The sequence below is a fragment of the Acinetobacter sp. EKM10A genome (assembly GCF_011075215.1).
GTDB lineage: Bacteria > Pseudomonadota > Gammaproteobacteria > Pseudomonadales > Moraxellaceae > Acinetobacter > Acinetobacter baumannii.
Genome location: NZ_JAALLK010000011.1, coordinates 45,701 through 63,228, shown reverse-complemented (window position 1 = coordinate 63,228; position 17,528 = coordinate 45,701). Strand labels below are relative to the sequence as shown.

General features: G+C 40.7%; 20 protein-coding genes and 2 pseudogenes. 8 read left to right on the top strand and 14 right to left on the bottom strand.

Annotation, left to right across the window (positions count from 1 at the left end):
• Nucleotides 1-26: 26 nt before the first annotated feature.
• The 12 genes and pseudogenes from rpsQ to G9371_RS13695 all read right to left on the bottom strand — a co-directional run bounded on the left by rpsQ (nt 27) and on the right by G9371_RS13695 (nt 6,033).
• A complete protein-coding gene (rpsQ, locus tag G9371_RS13750; RefSeq protein WP_001291845.1) occupies nt 27-284 on the bottom strand; it encodes a 30S ribosomal protein S17 in 258 nt (85 codons plus the stop codon).
• The gene (gene rpmC / locus G9371_RS13745) at nt 281-478 is read right to left on the bottom strand and encodes a 50S ribosomal protein L29 (RefSeq protein WP_000849928.1); all 198 of its coding nucleotides are present in this window, start codon (nt 476-478) and stop codon (nt 281-283) included. Before rpmC ends, rpsQ begins: the two co-directional genes overlap by 4 nt.
• Nucleotides 478-891, bottom strand: coding sequence for a 50S ribosomal protein L16 (gene rplP, locus G9371_RS13740; protein ID WP_000941215.1), 414 nt, complete (start codon nt 889-891; stop codon nt 478-480). The genes rpmC and rplP overlap by 1 nt, the downstream gene beginning before the upstream one ends.
• Nucleotides 831-1,647 (bottom strand): annotated as a pseudogene (gene rpsC, locus G9371_RS13735) (30S ribosomal protein S3). Before rpsC ends, rplP begins: the two are co-directional and overlap by 61 nt.
• Nucleotide 1,648: 1 nt before the next feature.
• On the bottom strand, nt 1,649-1,978 hold the full coding sequence (gene rplV / locus G9371_RS13730; RefSeq protein ID WP_001982638.1) for a 50S ribosomal protein L22: 330 nt from the start codon (nt 1,976-1,978) through the stop codon (nt 1,649-1,651).
• Between the two features lie 11 nt (nt 1,979-1,989).
• Complete coding sequence (rpsS, locus tag G9371_RS13725; protein ID WP_001138119.1) at nt 1,990-2,265, bottom strand: 30S ribosomal protein S19; 276 nt, start codon at nt 2,263-2,265, stop codon at nt 1,990-1,992.
• Nucleotides 2,266-2,278: 13 nt separating this feature from the next.
• Entirely contained in the window at nt 2,279-3,103 is an 825-nt protein-coding gene (gene rplB, locus G9371_RS13720; protein ID WP_165471282.1) for a 50S ribosomal protein L2, read from the bottom strand.
• 11 nt (nt 3,104-3,114) lie between these two features.
• Complete coding sequence (rplW, locus tag G9371_RS13715; RefSeq protein ID WP_001058538.1) at nt 3,115-3,435, bottom strand: 50S ribosomal protein L23; 321 nt, start codon at nt 3,433-3,435, stop codon at nt 3,115-3,117.
• Complete coding sequence (gene rplD / locus G9371_RS13710; RefSeq protein WP_001050255.1) at nt 3,432-4,034, bottom strand: 50S ribosomal protein L4; 603 nt, start codon at nt 4,032-4,034, stop codon at nt 3,432-3,434. The genes rplW and rplD overlap by 4 nt, the downstream gene beginning before the upstream one ends.
• Nucleotides 4,035-4,045: 11 nt before the next feature.
• A complete protein-coding gene (gene rplC, locus G9371_RS13705; RefSeq protein ID WP_001982642.1) occupies nt 4,046-4,684 on the bottom strand; it encodes a 50S ribosomal protein L3 in 639 nt (212 codons plus the stop codon).
• 57 nt (nt 4,685-4,741) lie between these two features.
• Nucleotides 4,742-5,053, bottom strand: a complete 312-nt coding sequence (gene rpsJ, locus G9371_RS13700; protein WP_000070912.1) for a 30S ribosomal protein S10 — start codon at nt 5,051-5,053, stop codon at nt 4,742-4,744.
• Nucleotides 5,054-5,304: 251 nt separating this feature from the next.
• A complete protein-coding gene (locus G9371_RS13695) occupies nt 5,305-6,033 on the bottom strand; it encodes a type 1 glutamine amidotransferase (RefSeq protein ID WP_000835293.1) in 729 nt (242 codons plus the stop codon).
• A 167-nt stretch (nt 6,034-6,200) separates the two neighbouring features.
• On the opposite strand from G9371_RS13695, the gene G9371_RS13690 reads away from it, so the two are divergent.
• The 7 genes and pseudogenes from G9371_RS13690 (at nt 6,201) to G9371_RS13660 (ending at nt 12,374) form a co-directional block, all read left to right on the top strand.
• Entirely contained in the window at nt 6,201-7,391 is a 1,191-nt protein-coding gene (locus G9371_RS13690) for a PLP-dependent transferase (protein ID WP_029424135.1), read from the top strand.
• 43 nt (nt 7,392-7,434) lie between these two features.
• Nucleotides 7,435-8,982, top strand: a complete 1,548-nt coding sequence (locus G9371_RS13685) for a helicase HerA-like domain-containing protein (RefSeq protein WP_000537113.1) — start codon at nt 7,435-7,437, stop codon at nt 8,980-8,982.
• Nucleotides 8,983-9,003: 21 nt separating this feature from the next.
• Nucleotides 9,004-9,125, top strand: a pseudogene (locus tag G9371_RS13680) (hypothetical protein).
• Nucleotides 9,126-9,127: 2 nt separating this feature from the next.
• Nucleotides 9,128-9,892 (top strand): globin domain-containing protein, encoded by a 765-nt coding sequence (locus G9371_RS13675; RefSeq protein WP_000188888.1) that lies wholly within the window; start codon nt 9,128-9,130, stop codon nt 9,890-9,892.
• 85 nt (nt 9,893-9,977) lie between these two features.
• Nucleotides 9,978-10,415 carry an RrF2 family transcriptional regulator gene (locus G9371_RS13670; RefSeq protein ID WP_001176606.1) on the top strand — a complete coding sequence of 146 codons (438 nt, stop codon included), beginning with the start codon at nt 9,978-9,980 and terminating at the stop codon, nt 10,413-10,415.
• Between the two features lie 108 nt (nt 10,416-10,523).
• On the top strand, nt 10,524-11,300 hold the full coding sequence (yihA, locus tag G9371_RS13665; protein WP_001254462.1) for a ribosome biogenesis GTP-binding protein YihA/YsxC: 777 nt from the start codon (nt 10,524-10,526) through the stop codon (nt 11,298-11,300).
• 123 nt (nt 11,301-11,423) lie between these two features.
• A complete protein-coding gene (locus G9371_RS13660) occupies nt 11,424-12,374 on the top strand; it encodes a metal-dependent hydrolase (protein ID WP_016653507.1) in 951 nt (316 codons plus the stop codon).
• A 42-nt stretch (nt 12,375-12,416) separates the two neighbouring features.
• Here G9371_RS13660 and G9371_RS13655 read toward each other — a convergent pair whose 3' ends face one another.
• On the bottom strand, nt 12,417-13,682 hold the full coding sequence (locus G9371_RS13655) for a dicarboxylate/amino acid:cation symporter (protein WP_002000599.1): 1,266 nt from the start codon (nt 13,680-13,682) through the stop codon (nt 12,417-12,419).
• A gap of 106 nt (nt 13,683-13,788) precedes the next feature.
• Nucleotides 13,789-14,661 (bottom strand): acyl-CoA thioesterase, encoded by an 873-nt coding sequence (locus G9371_RS13650; RefSeq protein WP_000993136.1) that lies wholly within the window; start codon nt 14,659-14,661, stop codon nt 13,789-13,791.
• 275 nt (nt 14,662-14,936) lie between these two features.
• Between G9371_RS13650 and plsB the strand changes: the two genes are divergently transcribed.
• Nucleotides 14,937-17,510 (top strand): glycerol-3-phosphate 1-O-acyltransferase PlsB, encoded by a 2,574-nt coding sequence (gene plsB, locus G9371_RS13645; RefSeq protein ID WP_000045408.1) that lies wholly within the window; start codon nt 14,937-14,939, stop codon nt 17,508-17,510.
• The last annotated feature ends 18 nt before the right edge of the window (nt 17,511-17,528 follow it).

Below are 17,528 nucleotides of genomic sequence, written 5' to 3'. Positions count from 1 at the left end.
ACCGATGATGCAACAAGAACGTCGAATTACTCAGCAGCTGCTTCAACTACTTCCACTAAAGTCCAAGCTTTAGTTTTAGAAATTGGGCGGCTTTCTTTAATGGTTACAACATCGCCAATTTTAGCAACGTTGTTCTCATCATGAGCGTGTAACTTAGTTGAACGGCGAATTGATTTGCCATACAACGGGTGTTGAACGCGGCGTTCGATAAGGACAACAATAGATTTGTCCATTTTGTCGCTTACTACTTTGCCGGTTAACGTGCGGACTGTTTTTTCACTCATTGTCCGTTCCCCTGTTTTTCGGTAAGGAGTGTCTTAATACGAGCAATTGTCTTACGAGCAACTTGCACTTCGTGCGATTTACCCAACTGACCAGTTGCTTTCGCCATACGAAGACGGAATTGGTTAAGCTGTTGCTCATCAAGCAAAGCTTTCAACTCTTCTACCGATTTTTCACGTAGATCTTTAGTTTTCATTACATTACCGTCCGAGTCACGATAGTGGTTTTAAACGGAAGTTTAGCAGCAGCTAAAGCAAAAGCTTCACGTGCCAAGTCTTCGTTCACACCTTCAATTTCGTACAGGATCTTACCTGGTTTGATCTCACAAACCCAATATTCCACGTTACCTTTACCGTTACCCATACGAACTTCTAATGGTTTTTCGGTAATTGGTTTGTCCGGGAATACGCGAATGAAGATTTTACCACCACGTTTAATACGACGGCTAATGGTACGACGTGCAGCTTCAATCTGACGTGCAGTCATACGACCACGCTCAGTTGCTTTAATTGCAATCGAACCAAATGATACTGTACTACCACGATGTGCTAGACCAGTGTTACGGCCTTTATGCACTTTACGGAATTTGGTACGTTTAGGTTGCAACATGGATTATTCTCCCTTGTCAGCAGCACGGTCACCGCGACGACCACGACGCTCTTGACCTTCACCACGACCACGACCGCGTTTAGCTGGACGTTCTTCAGCAGGAGCAGGGTTCATGACTTGTTTCATGCCACCTAAAATCTCACCACGGAAAATCCAAACTTTAACACCAATCGTACCGTAAGTAGTTTCAGCACGCATAGTTGCATAGTCGATGTCCGCACGAAGAGTGTGCAAAGGTACACGACCTTCACGATACCATTCTGTACGAGCGATCTCTGCACCACCTAAACGGCCAGAAACTTCAACTTTGATACCTTTAGCACCAGCACGCATAGTGTTTTGAACCGCACGCTTCATAGCACGACGGAACATTACACGTTTTTCTAATTGAGAAGCGATTGCTTCAGCAACTAAACGCGCGTCCAAGTCTGGGCGATCAATCTCGTTGATGCTTACTTGCGCTGGAACACCCATGATGTTGGTAAGTTCGCGCTGTAATTTTTCAATGTCTTCGCCTTTTTTACCGATTACGATACCAGGACGAGCTGTGCTAATTGTTACTTTAGCAGCACCTGATGGACGTTCGATAAGAATATTGCTAACCATCGCATTCTTAAGTTTTTTAGTTAAAAACTCACGAACTTGAAGATCTTTAAGCAAGTATTCAGCGTATTGTTTCGGATTCGCATACCAGTTAGCGTTATGACGTTTCACAACACCTAGGCGGATACCGATTGGATGAACCTTCTGACCCATATCAAACCCCTACCTTAACGGTGATGTGACAAGTACGCTTAGTAATACGATCTGCACGGCCTTTAGCACGTGGCATAATACGTTTAAGGCTCATGCCTTCGTCAACGTAAATCGTAGAAACTTTAAGGTCGTCAACATCTAAACTGTTATTGTGTTCAGCGTTTGCAATTGCAGATTCCAATGCTTTTTTAACTAAAACTGCAGCTTTTTTGTTGCTGAAGTTCAAGATGTTTAAAGCATGTGCAACAGACTTGCCACGGATTAAGTCCGCAACCAAACGTGCTTTTTGTGCCGAGATAGCGGCACCGCGTAATTTAGCAGTTACTTCCATCATGACACCTATTAACGTTTAGACTTCTTGTCAACACCGTGACCACGATAGGTACGAGTTGGCGCGAATTCACCGAGTTTATGACCAACCATATGCTCAGTAACAATTACTGGAACGTGGTTACGGCCATTGTGAACAGAAATTGTTAAACCAACAAAGTCTGGAAGGATCATCGAACGACGAGACCAAGTTTTGATCGGCTTGCGAGAGTTACTAGCAACAGCCGCTTCAACCTTAGCGAACAAGTGCGCATCGACGAATGGGCCTTTTTTCAGAGAACGAGGCATTAGTCAGATTCCTTTACTTGACGCGACGGTCGCGAATAATCATCTTAGTCGTACGCTTGTTGGTACGTGTCTTGTACCCTTTAGCTTTTTGACCCCATGGGCTTACAGGTTGAATACCTTTGTTACGCCCTTCACCACCACCGTGTGGGTGATCAATCGGGTTCATCGCCATACCACGTACGGTAGGACGAACACCACGCCAGCGTGCAGCACCAGCTTTACCTAATGAGCGAAGGTTGTTTTCTTGGTTAGAAACTTCACCAATTACAGCGCGGCATTCAACGTGTACTTTACGCATTTCGCCTGAACGAAGACGAATGATTGCGTAAGAACCATCACGACCCAACAACTGAACAGAAGCACCAGCAGAACGTGCTAATTGAGCACCTTTACCGATTTTAAGTTCAACGTTATGAAGTGTAGAACCGATTGGCATGTTACGAAGTTGTAAACAGTTACCTGGACGAATTGGAGCATCGTTACCAGATTGTACTTTATCACCAGCACGCAAGCCTTTAGGCGCAATGATATAACGACGCTCACCGTCAGCATATTTCAATAATGCAATATGCGCTGTACGGTTTGGATCGTATTCAATACGTTCTACAACAGCAGGTACGCCATCTTTGTTACGTTTGAAGTCAACGATACGGTAATGTTGCTTATGACCACCACCAACGTGACGAGTAGTAATGTGACCGTTGTTATTACGACCACCAGTACGTTTTTTTGCTTCTACCAACGGTGCATAAGGCGCGCCTTTGTGAAGATGGTCATGAACCACTTTCTCTACAAAGCGACGTCCTGGAGACGTTGGCTTACATTTTTGAATCGGCATAATTTTCGTCCTTATTCCGCTGCGCTTTCAGCGGTATCGCCCAAGTCAGCCATTTCAACATCTTGGCCGGCTTTCAGGGTGACGTATGCTTTTTTAACATCAGAACGACGTCCTAATGTACGACCAAAGCGCTTAGTCTTACCTTTAGTAATAGTTGTGTTAACTTTAACAACTTCTACACCAAAAAGTTTTTCAACTGCTTTTTTGATTTCAAGTTTAGTAGCGTTGATATCTACTTTAAATACTTGAACACCAGCAGTATCACCTAAAACTTGTGCCTTTTCTGAGAAGACTGGTCCTTTTAGGACTTGATAGATACGTTCGTTGTTCATCCGAGTTCTACCTCAATTTTCTTAGCAGCAGCTACAGACATCACAACTTTATCAAACGCGATCAAGCTTACAGGATCGATTGCAGTTGCATCTACCACATCAACGTGTGGAAGGTTGCGCGCTGCAAGATATAAGTTCTCATCTACAGCATCTGTAACGATCAAAGCACGAGCTGCATTTAAATCGTTAAGTTTTGCAAGCAATTCTTTAGTTTTTGGAGCAGCAACAGCGAACTCTTCAACTAAAACAAGGCGATCTTGGCGAACAAGTTCAGCTAAGATACATTGCATTGCACCGCGATACATTTTACGGTTTACTTTTTGAGACCAATCTTGTGGACGAGCAGCAAAAGTTTTACCACCACCAACCCAGATTGGGCTACGAATAGAACCCGCACGAGCGCGACCAGTACCTTTTTGACGGAATGGTTTTTTACCACCGCCAGAAACGTCTGCACGTGATTTGTGAGCACGAGTACCTTGACGACCACCTGCTAAGTAAGCAGTAACAACTTGGTGTACAAGAGCTTCGTTAAATTCACGTCCGAAAGCTACTTCAGACAATTCAACAGCAGAGCCGGAAACAGTTTTTAAATTCACGGTATTTCCCCTCAGGCCTTGATGGTAGGACGTACGATAACGTCACCGCCAGTTGCACCAGGAATTGCACCCTTAACAACCAAAACTGAACGTTCAGTGTCAACAGATACGATTTCAAGACCTTGTACTGTTACGCGTTCATCACCTAAGTGACCAGCCATTTTTTTGCCTTTGAACACGCGTCCAGGAGTTTGGTTTTGACCTGTAGAACCTAAAACACGGTGAGAAACAGAGTTACCGTGAGTAGCATCTTGGGTACGGAAATTCCAACGTTTAACACCACCTTGGAAACCTTTACCTTTTGATTGACCAGTTACGTCAACAATTTGACCAACTGTGAACAAATCAACGCCAATAGTACCGCCAACTTCACGGCCTTCAAGCTCAGCTTCAGTAACACGAAACTCTTTAACTAAACGACCAGCAGCAACACCCGCTTTAGCGAAGTGTCCTTTTTGAGCGTTAGTTACGCGAGACTCGCGACGTTCACCAGTAGTTACTTGAACAGCTTGATAACCATCAGTTTCAAGTGTTTTGATTTGCGTAATGCGGTTTGGATCGACTTCGATGACTGTAACAGGTACAGAAACACCAGCATCTGTAAAGATGCGAGTCATACCACATTTGCGACCGACTAAACCAATAGCCATGTGCATAAACCTCTAAAAAAGCGGCCTAATTAACTAATCGTTAATTAACCGAAAGCCTTAACCCAAAGCGATCTGAACATCAACACCAGCTGCAAGATCTAACTTCATCAATGCATCAACAGTTTTATCTGTAGGTTGAACGATGTCGATCAAACGTTTGTAGGTGCGGATTTCGTACTGGTCACGCGCATCTTTGTTAACGTGCGGTGAAGTAAGAACGTTGAAGCGTTCGATGCGAGTAGGCATCGGAATTGGACCACACACTTGTGCGCCGGTACGCTTAGCGGTTTCTACGATCTCTTGAGCAGATTGATCAATCAGACGATGATCAAAAGACTTAAGACGGATACGAATTCTCTGGTTAGACATACCAGTAAACTCCAAGCCAAATATATAAAGAATCACCTTTGACGCATCTCACCTATCTGGTAAGTGTCAAAGGCAGTGATAATCACCAAGGTCGTGATCGATGCCACGACTGTAATGCACATTTACTACTTTCTTCGCAATAAATGCCCTCTTCTTGAGGGTCGCTCATTATAACGATTGTTTAAGTCTTATGCAATTCTCTTTTTCTATTTTCTGCTCAATTCATCCTTTTTCTCATCAACTCTATATTTTTATTGATTGACCACGAACTCTATTGCCCTGTTTAAAAGTTGATTGCCTTGTTCAAACTTTTGGATGTCGCAATGATGTAGTTCATCTAAAGATTGGACATACTCACCTTTAAAAATAGAAAGCTCTTGTTCGTTCTCTAAAAGAAGATTTAATACCTTCGGTGTCATTTCTGGATGAAATTGAAAACCAAGAACATTTGAACCAATTTGGTACATCTGGTTACGACAAACTGAGTTCTCTGCTAAATGAATCGCACCTTTAGGAATCTCAAAAGTTTCACTATGCCACTGCATTACATTTATTTTTTCTGGTAATAAAAAGCTTTCTTTAGGTAAATTCGGCACCCTTTGTACGGTCGACCATCCCAATTCTTGATAACGGTTTCTACTAACGGCGGCTCCTAGTGCATTGGCAATAAGTTGGCCTCCGAGACAAAGTCCTATCGCAGGCTTTCCCGCCGCCAAATAACGACGTATCCATCTTTTTTCTATTTTTAACCATGGATAATTTGCCTCATCATTTACACTCATAGTTCCCCCCATAATAAGTAGCAAATCCACATCTTCAATATGTGGCAATGCTTCTATTTCCAAAGGGAGATCAACTGGAAGTGCAAAAAACTCTGTAGCTGTTATCGTTGCATGGTGTGCTTTTAAGAATGAATAGCAGCTTCCAAAACCTTCGCCAGCAATATGTTGAAAATAGTGAACACGTAAATGCGACTTCATGCGCTTAAACCTATTGTTGTTAGAATGTTGGTTTGATCTTTGCAAAAATAAAGCCAAGTTTTAGTGAATGTTACACTAGTAACGAAACATCTTAGAAATAATCATAAATCTAGCAGTTAAGTAAGTTTTCTCTTAATCTAATCTCATTATGTAAAGTATAGCGCCCCATGAAAAAGCATAACAATTTCCAAACCCAACTCATTCATGCACCACGAAAAGCACCTCAATTTATTGAAACCGTGCAACCTCCCTTATTTCGTGCATCAACTATTATTTTTAAATCGACTTCGCACCTTTTTGACCGTCATTGGACCGATCCTTATGACTATAGTTATGGCACCCACGGTACGCCTACGACATTTACACTAGGCGACAATATTGCTCAAATTGAGGGTGGTTTATACTGCCTACTTGCTCCAAGCGGGTTATCTGCGATTAATCTCGTAAATTCTGCTGTGTTAGCAACAGGTGATGAAGTTTGGGTGCCAGACAACATATATGGTCCGAATCTGGAACACCTAAACTACTTAAAAGATCAATATGGAATTAATGTTCAAGTTTATAACCCGATCGATGTCTCAAGTTTCCAGCCTTCTGATAAAACCAAGTTGCTATGGTTAGAAGCAGCAGGTTCTGTCACTCTTGAATTTCCAGATCTCAAAGCGCTAGTAAAAAAAGCAAAAGTACATGGCGTTTTAACTGCACTCGATAATACTTGGGGAGCTGGCCTCGCCTTTAATGCTTTTGATTTTTCCGATGAGCATTTATCAGTGGATTTAACCATTCATGCGCTTACCAAATATCCAAGTGGTGGTGGCGATATTTTAATGGGAAGTGTGGTAACTCGTGATGAGAAGTTACATCACCGTTTGTTCCGAATGCATGCCATTTTAGGGATTTCGGTATCTGGTGATGATACCGCCCAAATTCAACGCAGTCTTGCGCATATGTCATTAAGGTATGAGCAACAATCGAATAATGCTAAAACCCTACTGACATGGTTAAAAGAACAATCTCAGTTTGCACAAGTTCTACATCCAAGCGATAAAGCTTCACCTGGTCATCAATACTGGCAAGAAATTTGCTCAACAGGTAGAAGTGCAGGCTTAGTGAGTGTTGTGTTCAAATCTGATTATGATATTTCAGCAGTACGCCGTTTTTGTGATGCTCTTAAGCTATTCAAACTTGGTTTTAGTTGGGGAGGACCGGTGAGTCTCGTCATGCTTTATGATTTAAAAATGATGAGAAAACTTGAAAATACACATTTACAACAAGGTTTGTTGGTTCGCTTCTGTATAGGGCTAGAAGATCCACAAGATTTAATTCAAGATATCGAAAATGCTCTGAAACAAATGTAAAACGACAACATCAATAGTGGCTCACACTAAGGGATAAAAATATATGGGTACACCGATTGTTATTGCAAAAAATATTAACGACACATCAAAAGAAATTGTTTTACTTTCCCAATTTGCCAACCGGCACGGCCTGATTGCAGGTGCGACCGGTACAGGTAAAACAGTCACCCTAAAGGTGCTCGCAGAGAGTTTTTCTCGAATCGGCGTTCCCGTCTTTCTTGCCGACGCAAAAGGTGATGTTTCAAGCCTCGCAAAAGCTGGTGAAGCTTCGGATAAATTTAATGAACGCTTAAAGCTTTTACAGATCGACAGTGTTCCATTTGCAGCCAATCCAGTTGTTTTCTGGGATTTATTTGGTCAGCAAGGCCACCCTATTCGAACCACTATTTCTGAAATTGGACCAATTTTATTAGCACGTATACTCAACTTAAATGACACCCAAGAAGGTGTTTTATCTGCCGTATTCCGTATTGCAGACGACCAAGGGTTACTTCTGGTCGACTTTAAAGATTTAAAAGCCATGATCACTTTTGTAAGTGAACATGCAGCTGAGTTTAAAGCCGAATATGGCAACTTATCTCCAGCCAGCTTAGGCGCTATTCAACGTAATCTCCTTGCTCTTGCCGACCAAGGTGGAGAACAGTTTTTCGGAGAGCCAGCTTTAAATATTCTGGACTTTATACAAACCGACGCAAATGGGCATGGTTATATCAATATTCTTGCGGCTGACAAGCTCATGAATACACCTAAGCTATATGCTACTTTCCTGTTATGGATGCTTTCAGAATTATTTGAACAGCTTCCAGAAGTTGGTGATATGGATAAACCTAAACTCGTGTTTTTCTTTGATGAAGCTCACCTGTTATTCGACAACGCCAGTCAAGCTTTACAAGAAAAAATTGAACAAGTTGTACGTTTAATTCGTTCTAAAGGTGTGGGAATTTATTTTATTACCCAAAACCCGCTCGACTTACCAGAAAGTGTTTTAGGGCAACTCGGCAACCGTGTACAACATGCTTTACGTGCCTTTACTCCTAAAGATCAAAAAGCAGTAAAAACAGCAGCAGACACATTCCGCTCTAATCCCGATTTTAAAGTAGATGAAGCAATTACCGAGCTCGGTGTAGGTGAAGCACTGATTAGTTGTCTAGATGAACAAGGTACACCTCAAATTGTAGAACGTGGTTGGGTTATGCCTCCTTACTCTTCATTTACGCCTATCACTCCAGAAGAGCGTCAGACCTTAATTTCGCAAAGTATTATTGCCGGGGTTTATGAACAAGCTGTAGATCGTGATAGTGCCTATGAAATGCTCCAAAACAAAGTGGCTGAACGGGAACAGCAAAAACAAGATGCAGAACTCGCAAAACAGCAAGCGAAAGAACAGGAAACCTTAGCGAAACAACAAGCCAAAGAACAAGAGCGTCTAGCACGTGAACAGCAAAAAGAAGAGGAACGTGCGGCGCGTGAAAGAGCTAAACTTACTCAAGATATTGTCGGAACTTTTGCAAAAAGTGCTGCTCGCAGCTTAGGTGGTAGTACTGGCCAAAAATTAGTACGGGGGCTACTCGGCTCATTATTTGGAAAATAAAATTTATTTTTAAATCAGTATATTAATTTAGGGGATTTTATATCCCTTAAATTTTTTAAGGTTTTTATTAAAAAGCTATTGCTACAATTATTTTAAAGATGTATTTTAAATACATCTTATATAGCCAGATAATTAAGGTCTAGCCATGACTCCACAACAAATTGAACTCGTTAAATCTACTGTACCTGTATTGCGTGAACATGGTGTTACTCTAACTACATACTTCTATAAGCGTATGTTGAATAACAACCCAGAATTAAAAAATGTTTTTAATCTTGATGATCAGACCAGCCTGCGCCAACCTCGTGCTCTTGCAGCAGCTGTACTCGCGTATGCTGAAAATATTGAGAATCCTACGGTGCTTGCCAAAGCGGTTGAACGTATTACCACTAAACACGTGAGCTTAGATATTCAACCAGATCAATATGCAATTGTGGGCGACAACTTGCTTCATTCAATTAGTGAAGTTTTAAATGTTCCATTTGAATCAGAACTCATTGAAGCGTGGAAACAAGCTTATTTACAGTTGGCAGATATCTTAATTGGTGTTGAAAAACAAAAATATGAACAACTTGAAAGCTTGAAAGGTGGATGGGCTGGCTGGCGTTCATTTGAAATTACGCAAATTGACCCACTTGAGTCTGGCAAACGCTTTACTTTAAAGGCAACTGATCATGAAGATGTACTCACCAGCCCAGCAAATGCTTTTATCTCTGTAAAAGTTCAAGTACCTAACCAACAGCTTGAACAACCAAAAGCATTTAAGTTCACAGAGGCTCAAGAGGACAATACTTATCATTTTGATGTTCAACCAGAAGAAGACCATACAGAGTTCTCTGTTTCAAACATTTTGCTTGAGCACTATAGAGTTGGTGATCAAGTACAAGTTTCAGCTCCTTTAACGCTGTAACTTAAAAAGCTCTAGCCTGAAAGTTTTATTCTTTAGACTTTCAGGCTAAGATGATCAACCTCTTAACCTTTAGTTTTTGGTGATCATGCAACTTAATAAATTTACCGATTATGCTTTGCGAATATTAATGTATGTCGCTCGTCCAAGTGATGCGCCGTACACGATTGCAGAAATCGCTCAAGATTTATATGTTTCGCAAAATCATCTTGTGAAGGTTGTCCATTTTATGGGTAAACAAGAGTGGATTATTACCATTCGCGGCAAAGGTGGTGGAATTCGATTAAATCCAAAAGCTTTAGATTTAAAACTTGGAACAATTGTCCGAATTTTACAAGGTGACCACCAAATTGTTGAATGCAATACACCGCCTTGTGTTTTGCGCTCCCATTGCGGTTTAAAAGGTATTCTTGATCAAGCTTTGGAAAGCTTTTATCAAAGTTTAGATCAATATACGTTAGGTGAAGTTTTACAACAGCCAAAATCTGCTTCAGATCATTCCCCTATCGCCTTTTTGCAACTCTAGAGCCCGTAATTCTATTTATCTTTTTAAGCAAGCTTACTGAACATTAGCAAGAATAACCAAGCTCCTTTATACTAGGCGCGAGCCCTCTCATTTAAAAAGTTATTTTTTATGCGTCGTAGTGAAAAATCGAAAGACACCAAAGCCAGACTCGCACCCAAGCAAAAGATCAGTTATGAAAAGAAACCGGATCCAGCGATTACAGCTTATGCTGTGCAATCTCTAAACTGGTTACGCCAAGCTGAATTTTTAATGAGTGCTCCGAAATTGGCACTATGTGTTGAAGATAGTGGCTACGAGATTGCGTTTGCCGGACGTTCAAATGCAGGAAAATCTAGCGCAATTAATGCATTAACAAACCAGAAACAGCTTGCACGTGCCTCCAAAAAACCTGGGCGCACACAAATGATTAACTTTTTCAGCCTAGGTAATCCAGATCAACGCTTAGTTGACCTTCCTGGTTATGGTTATGCAGCCGTACCAGAAGATATGAAACGTGTATGGCAAAAAGAATTAGAAAACTATCTAATCCATCGTAAAAGCTTACAAGGTTTGGTTTTACTCATGGATATTCGCCACCCTTTACAGCACTTTGACATGATGATGCTAGAGTGGGCTTATTCACGCCATTTATTTGTTCATATTCTTTTAACTAAAGCAGATAAACTGAACCGCGGTCCAGCGAACAAAGTCTTGCTCGAAGTTAAACAGCAACTGAAAAAAATGAAGCTTGATTTCTCGATTCAGCTTTTTTCTTCATTAAACAAACTAGGTTTAGAAGAGCTAGCAAGCGTGATGGCTGGACGTCTGCACTTTACGCTTAATCAAGAGCCAGAATTTGACGTAGATGCAATCCCAGAAGCAAGCGATGAGGATGCAGAAGAGTAAATCGTCAAAACAGATACAATTTCTTCATTAAATTTATATTCAATTGGCCCCTATTGCTAAACACAAATGTAGGGGCTTTTTTTATACTCATCATAACTTCATCGAGTTAAAAATCAGGACTAAATGATGAAATTGCTATCTTTTTTGAAGAATAAGGCTTTAGGTTCTTCTATTGATTATAAAATTCTTCCACGCAAGGTAAAATTTGACTGGAAAGATACCCCTGTAGACTGGATTCCAAACCAACCATTTGCAAGTTATTTTATTAATGAAATTAACAATATCTTGCCTGCTGGAGAGTTCTGGTTTTGCCGGCTCTATAACAAGGTTTTACCTCGTATTACTGATGAAAAACTTAAACAGGATGTACAAGCATTTATTCGCCAAGAAGCAATGCATGCAAACGCACACACTTCTGCCAATAAAGAATATTTAAGTGCACGCAATATTGATATCCAGAGAAATCTGGACATTATGAATTATCTATTTACTACTGCTTTGGCAGATAAGCCTTTTGACAAAGAAGTTCCGCAATTCCTGCAAGAGCAATGGGATTTATTTCGTTTAGGTGTTATCGCGACAGTTGAGCACATGACATGTGTTCTAGGTAAATATGCGCTTTATAACAAACGCTGGGAAGAGTTAGGTGCAGATCCAGAAATGGTAGACTTGGTAAAATGGCATGGTTCAGAAGAAATTGAACACCGCACGGTTGCTTTCGATTTATATCGCCATTTAGGAGGCGGTTATATTCCACGCTATTATTTAAGTCTTGCGGTGATTGTGCTTGTGTTAGGGCTATGGGTAGACGGCGCTGCACATATTATGAAGCAAGATCCACGTTTTGCTGATGCTGCCAAATCTAGATTTTTCCCAGCTTGGGTTGCTCTAGAATGGTATAAAATTAGCCGAAAAGATAATCAAGTTTTACCAAACCCAATCTGGCTTATTGCTCAGCAAATTGACTACCTCATGCCGTGGTATGATCCAGTTAAAGAAGGTAGCACTGAAGATGCGGTAAGTTATTTATCGCAGTCGCCAGCAGCCAAAAGAGCTGAATTACAAGCAGCTTAAAATAAAAAAGCAGGATATAAATCCTGCTTTTTTATTTAGAGATTAGATACTGATATCTTTATCTTTGGTATATCGATCTACTACCACACTAATCATCATATCTCCCTGCACATTTACAACCGTTCTTACCGTATCGAGTAAACGATCGATTGGAAGTAAAATCGCAATTGCTTCGGCAGGTAAACCCACAGACTGTAATACCATAATCATGGTAACCATACCCGCACTTGGAATTCCTGGTGCTCCAAGTGATGCGATCATTGCGGTTAGGCACACTACAATTTGTTGTGTCAGGTTTAAGTCTAGTCCAACTAGATTTGCCACAAAGAGCGCGGCAGCAGCTTCATATAAAGCTGTGCCATCCATGTTGAGCTGTGTACCCAATGGAATCACAAAACCCGCGGTTTGAGGACGAACGCCTAAGTTTTCCTGTGCGCATTTCATACTCAGCGGCATAGTGGCAGAGCTAGAGCTCGTTGCGAATGCGGTAATTAAAGCTGTACGTGTGCCTTTGAAGAAAGTCCAAGGGCTCATACGACCAAAAATCCAAAGCAGTAGCGGTAAAACAACAGCGCCATGAAAAATAGTAGTACCTGTTACCACAGCAGCAAACTCCGCCAATCGGCTTAATACTGAAATGTCTTCGGTAGCCATTAATTTAGCGAGTAAGGCAAAAATACCTAACGGCGCCAATTTCATTACCCAACCTACTAACATCATCATCATTTCAAAAAACTGATGACTCAATACCCGAATACTTTTAAAACGTTCGCCACCATGAACTAAAGCAACACCCACAAATAGAGCAAACACGACGACAGCTAAAACATTCCCGTCACTAAAAGCTTTAAATGGGTTAATTAAAGTATTTTGAATAAAATTAGTGAAGAAAGTTGCCGGGTTTAAACTATCTGGTGTTTGATAGCTTTGCATAGATGCCTGAAAAATTGAAATATCTACACCTCGCCCGACCTCAAACAAATGAGCACAGCTAATACCTAAAATTAAGGCCAAGGTGGTGGTGGTGATACAACACAAGAATGTGATTTTCCAAACTGGGCCTAATTGTCCACCTGCCTGCAAATTTGAAACTCCAACCACAATGGAACTAAAAATTAATGGCACCAACAACATTTTAAGTAGCCCAATAAAAACACTACTTAATATGCCTAATCCATATAAACTGTGCTTTACAAAAGCAGTGTCCGGATACATGGTAAGTAGGAAGCCAAAGGCTAAACCTAAAATGGCAGCAATCAGAATTTGTGTATTTAAGTTCATATCAACATTATTTTTTTCAGTAGGCAATCCTTTTGTAAATATGACATGAGCTTGCTTTTCATTCGAGCAATTTTTTGTCACATCGTTTCAATTAAAAATAAAAAAGCCATCTTTTCAGATGGCTCATCGTTATTTATTGAGTTTCAATTTCCCGTAAACGCATCAAACCCTCTTGCACCGTACTACATACGAGTTGGCCATTTTGCCACATACGGCCAAAGTTTAAACCGCGAGAAGCCGCACTAACTGTAGCTTCCATGTCATAGAGCATCCATTCATCAGCACGAAGTGGGCGATGGAAATAAATCGCATGATCAATACTGGCACATTGCAAACTTGGAGAAATATAACTTAAGCCATGTGGTCTTAAAGCTGTTGTCATCAAAGTAAAGTCTGAGTAAAACGCTACAATTGCTTGATGCAATGAAATGTCATCCAGCTGTTTTGGAATACGGTCATGGGTACGGATATAGTGCGCATTAAAAGGCGCTTCCGGTTGTGGTTGAAATGGATTGACTGGATCAATCGGACGGATTTCAACATGACGCTCACGCATAAAACTTGCACGAACATTTTCCGGTACAAAATTCAGGATACCTTCTTTCAACTCACTTTCCGATTTTAGCGCTTCAGGAGCTGGGTAATCTGGTTCTGGATGCTGATAGTTCAAGCCTTCTTCAGGGTTAGCAAAAGACACCATTGCCGAGAAAATAACTCGTCCATGCTGAATTGCCCGAACTTGACGGCTGACAAAGCTTTTGCCATCACGCAAACGGTCTACTTCATAGATGATTGGAGCATTAATATCACCACCATATAAAAAGTAGGCATGCAGAGAATGCGCAGGACGATCAGTTGTGTAAGAAGCAGCACGTAATGCTTGACCGAGAACCTGACCTCCAAAAACACGTTTACCGACCAAATTACGGCTAATTCCACGGTAAATATTTTCTTCAAGCTTTTCTAAAGTGAGCAGCTCAACCAGTTCTTGGGTTAACGCATTCATGAGAGATACCTTCATATTGCAGGCAAAATTGGTATTAAAGGACAGATGTGTAGAATCTATTGTGCCATAAAAAACTATTTGTACATGGAACAATCAGTCAACTTCTGACAAACATTGCCTTTAAAACAGCTAAAAATACGATTTTTAACGATAAAAAATGCCAAAAGAATTATAATTTATCAGAAAATAGCATATTGTTTTTTTTAATAAATACCGCAAAATATTTACCCTCTGCCTTTGGTGCCGGGATTTGTCTTTAAGAAGTAGGAGTTCTTATGTCCAAGAGTGGGTTTGGTCAAATGTATCGTCGGCTTTCGAGTAAACTACTTGACCTCGTGGTAACACCACATGTTCTTGGGGAAGTTCCTACTGAACCAGTATCAGAAACAACAGAAACAGAAGCAAAGACCGAGCGCCAAAAAGTAGTGTGCTATGTCTTGCAAAATCATTCTCGCAGTAATGCTTTAGTGGTGGATGGAGAAACTCGTCGCTTAAATTTAAAGCCAGCGCTAGATCCATTAGTCATCGGTACTCATCAGGAAAAAGCTTCAGTTTTATTTTTACAACACAATGATGAAAATAACCTACTGAATCCCCCTCCTCATGCTTTTCCGCCACGTTTAATTAAACTGATCGAAGTTTTACAAGCAAATCCTGAACTCGACATAGAACTGGTTCCGGTAACCGTTTTATGGGGCCGTTCTCCAGATAAAGAAGACTCTTGGTTTAAGTTGTTATTCTCAGATACATGGGCAACACCAAGTACAGTTAAACAGCTTGTAAATATTGGTTTGCATGGTCGCCAATCTTATTTGGAATTCCATGAACCACAGTCTTTACGTGACCTCGTTGAATATGCTCAGAAGCATTATCCGAACCTTTCGCCAGCGACTTATATTGTTAGCACTTTAAATGACTACCTTGATCGTCAACGTGAAGTTGTTTTAGGCCCTGACTTATCTGACCGCCGCAATGTCATGCAGTCGGTATTAAAGTCTCGTGATGTTCAAGAAGCCATTCGACGCGAAAGTATTCGCGGTAAAATCAGCATGCTTGAAGCAGAGCGCCGTGCGATTGGTTATGTGAATGAAATCGTATCTGATTATTCTCACTCAGCAGTACGTTTTGCAGATTTGGCATTAACACGTCTATGGACTCAGCTTTATGACGGCGTAGAAGTTCATAACTTCAGTACTGTCCGAGAGCTTGCAAAAGACTATGAAATTGTTTACACACCATGTCACCGTAGCCACATTGACTACTTACTACTGTCTTATGTGATTTATAAACGTGGCTTGATGGTTCCGTATATTGCTGCGGGCGACAACCTAAACTTACCTTTCGTTGGTCAGCTTTTACGTGGTGGCGGTGCCTTCTTTATTCGCCGCTCTTTCCGTGGTAATGGTCTCTATACTTCTGTATTTAAAGAATATTTATATAGTATTCTTTCTCGCAACACACCACTTGAATACTTTATTGAAGGTGGACGTTCGCGCACAGGCCGCTTATTACCACCGAAAACCGGCATGCTCGCAATGACAGTCCATAGCCATTTACGTGGCCGTGCCAAACCAATTGTATTTGTGCCAACTTATATTGGTTATGAGCGCCTTATGGAAGGTTCCACCTATGTAGGCGAAATGCAAGGTAAGCCAAAAGAAGCTGAGTCTATTTTTGGTATTTTAAAAACACTCCGAAAAATTGAACGTATTTTCGGTAAAGTACACGTTAACTTTGGTGAACCTGTTTTTCTAGATGACTTGCTTAAACAGCATAATGCTGAGAACGTTTATATTGAAAAGAACGATGACCCAGTGCCACCGGCTGTTTCAGAAGCAGTAAACAGTTCTGCAAATGCGATTTTAGAAAATATTAACCGTGCGGTAGTGATTAATCCGGTTTCTTTACTCTCAATTATTTTGCTTGCAACACCAAAGCATACGCTTGATGAAGAAATCTGTATTAAGCAGCTTGAAGCTTACCGCAATTTAGCATCAAATTTCCCTTACGATCAGCGTACAGAAGTGACGCCGCTCTCTGGTAAGGAAATTATTGCTTATGGCTTAAAGCTTAAATTGATTAAGCGTGTACAGCATGCCCTTGGTGACATTATTGCGATTGAAGATAACCAAGCGGTTCTCCTCACCTATTTCCGTAATAACATTTTGCATGCATTCGTTTTACCTTCATTGATTGCATCTCTTGTTGAACATAACGGGAAAATTAGCCGTGCTGACTTAAGCAATGTTATCTATACGCTTTATCCATTCTTAAAAGCCGAACTATTCCTTAAATGGAAAAGTAGCGAACTTAAAGAACAGATTGAGCAATATGCAGATGCATTAGTTCAATCAAATCTTATTCAACAAGATGACGAAGGCAATTTAATTAGCTCTGCACCAAATACTGAAGAGCATAATCAGCTTGTTGTATTAGCAACACCTGTTAAACAAAGCCTTGAACGTTATTACATGACTTTAGCTTTAATCACTCAGCGTGGTTCAGGCAATATTTCAGCAAAACAAGTTGAAGAATTAAGTCATTTATTAGGACAACGTTTATCAGTTCTATATGAGTTTAACTCTCCTGAATTCTTTGACAAAGCATTGTTCCAAAGCTTTATCAAAGTTTTAACTCAACAAAACTACATTCGAACGAATGACCAAGGCCAAATCGAGTTTGATGATAATTTCCGTCAAATGGCAGCAGGCGCACAGTTGGTGCTTGATGAAGTGACATTACAAATGTTGCAACACATCACAACCTTTACTGATGAAGAGTTAAAAGAAGCTCTTGAAGCAATGGCTTCTCAGCAAGCTAAACGCCGTTTAAAACGTAAAAAAGCTTAAAATCTTCATGCAAAATAA

Coding starts and splice junctions, on each gene's coding strand:
- rplP (WP_000941215.1), bottom strand. CDS start 891: ATGTTGCAACCTAAACGTACCAAATTCCGTAAAGTGCATAAAGGCCGT.
- rpsS (WP_001138119.1), bottom strand. CDS start 2,265: ATGCCTCGTTCTCTGAAAAAAGGCCCATTCGTCGATGCGCACTTGTTC.
- rpmC (WP_000849928.1), bottom strand. CDS start 478: ATGAAAACTAAAGATCTACGTGAAAAATCGGTAGAAGAGTTGAAAGCT.
- G9371_RS13675 (WP_000188888.1), top strand. CDS start 9,128: ATGACTCCACAACAAATTGAACTCGTTAAATCTACTGTACCTGTATTG.
- G9371_RS13685 (WP_000537113.1), top strand. CDS start 7,435: ATGGGTACACCGATTGTTATTGCAAAAAATATTAACGACACATCAAAA.
- rpsQ (WP_001291845.1), bottom strand. CDS start 284: ATGAGTGAAAAAACAGTCCGCACGTTAACCGGCAAAGTAGTAAGCGAC.
- rplC (WP_001982642.1), bottom strand. CDS start 4,684: ATGGCTATTGGTTTAGTCGGTCGCAAATGTGGTATGACTCGCATCTTT.
- G9371_RS13650 (WP_000993136.1), bottom strand. CDS start 14,661: ATGAATGCGTTAACCCAAGAACTGGTTGAGCTGCTCACTTTAGAAAAG.
- G9371_RS13695 (WP_000835293.1), bottom strand. CDS start 6,033: ATGAAGTCGCATTTACGTGTTCACTATTTTCAACATATTGCTGGCGAA.
- rplB (WP_165471282.1), bottom strand. CDS start 3,103: ATGCCGATTCAAAAATGTAAGCCAACGTCTCCAGGACGTCGCTTTGTA.
- G9371_RS13660 (WP_016653507.1), top strand. CDS start 11,424: ATGATGAAATTGCTATCTTTTTTGAAGAATAAGGCTTTAGGTTCTTCT.
- plsB (WP_000045408.1), top strand. CDS start 14,937: ATGTCCAAGAGTGGGTTTGGTCAAATGTATCGTCGGCTTTCGAGTAAA.
- rplV (WP_001982638.1), bottom strand. CDS start 1,978: ATGGAAGTAACTGCTAAATTACGCGGTGCCGCTATCTCGGCACAAAAA.
- rplW (WP_001058538.1), bottom strand. CDS start 3,435: ATGAACAACGAACGTATCTATCAAGTCCTAAAAGGACCAGTCTTCTCA.
- rpsJ (WP_000070912.1), bottom strand. CDS start 5,053: ATGTCTAACCAGAGAATTCGTATCCGTCTTAAGTCTTTTGATCATCGT.
- G9371_RS13670 (WP_001176606.1), top strand. CDS start 9,978: ATGCAACTTAATAAATTTACCGATTATGCTTTGCGAATATTAATGTAT.
- yihA (WP_001254462.1), top strand. CDS start 10,524: ATGCGTCGTAGTGAAAAATCGAAAGACACCAAAGCCAGACTCGCACCC.
- G9371_RS13690 (WP_029424135.1), top strand. CDS start 6,201: ATGAAAAAGCATAACAATTTCCAAACCCAACTCATTCATGCACCACGA.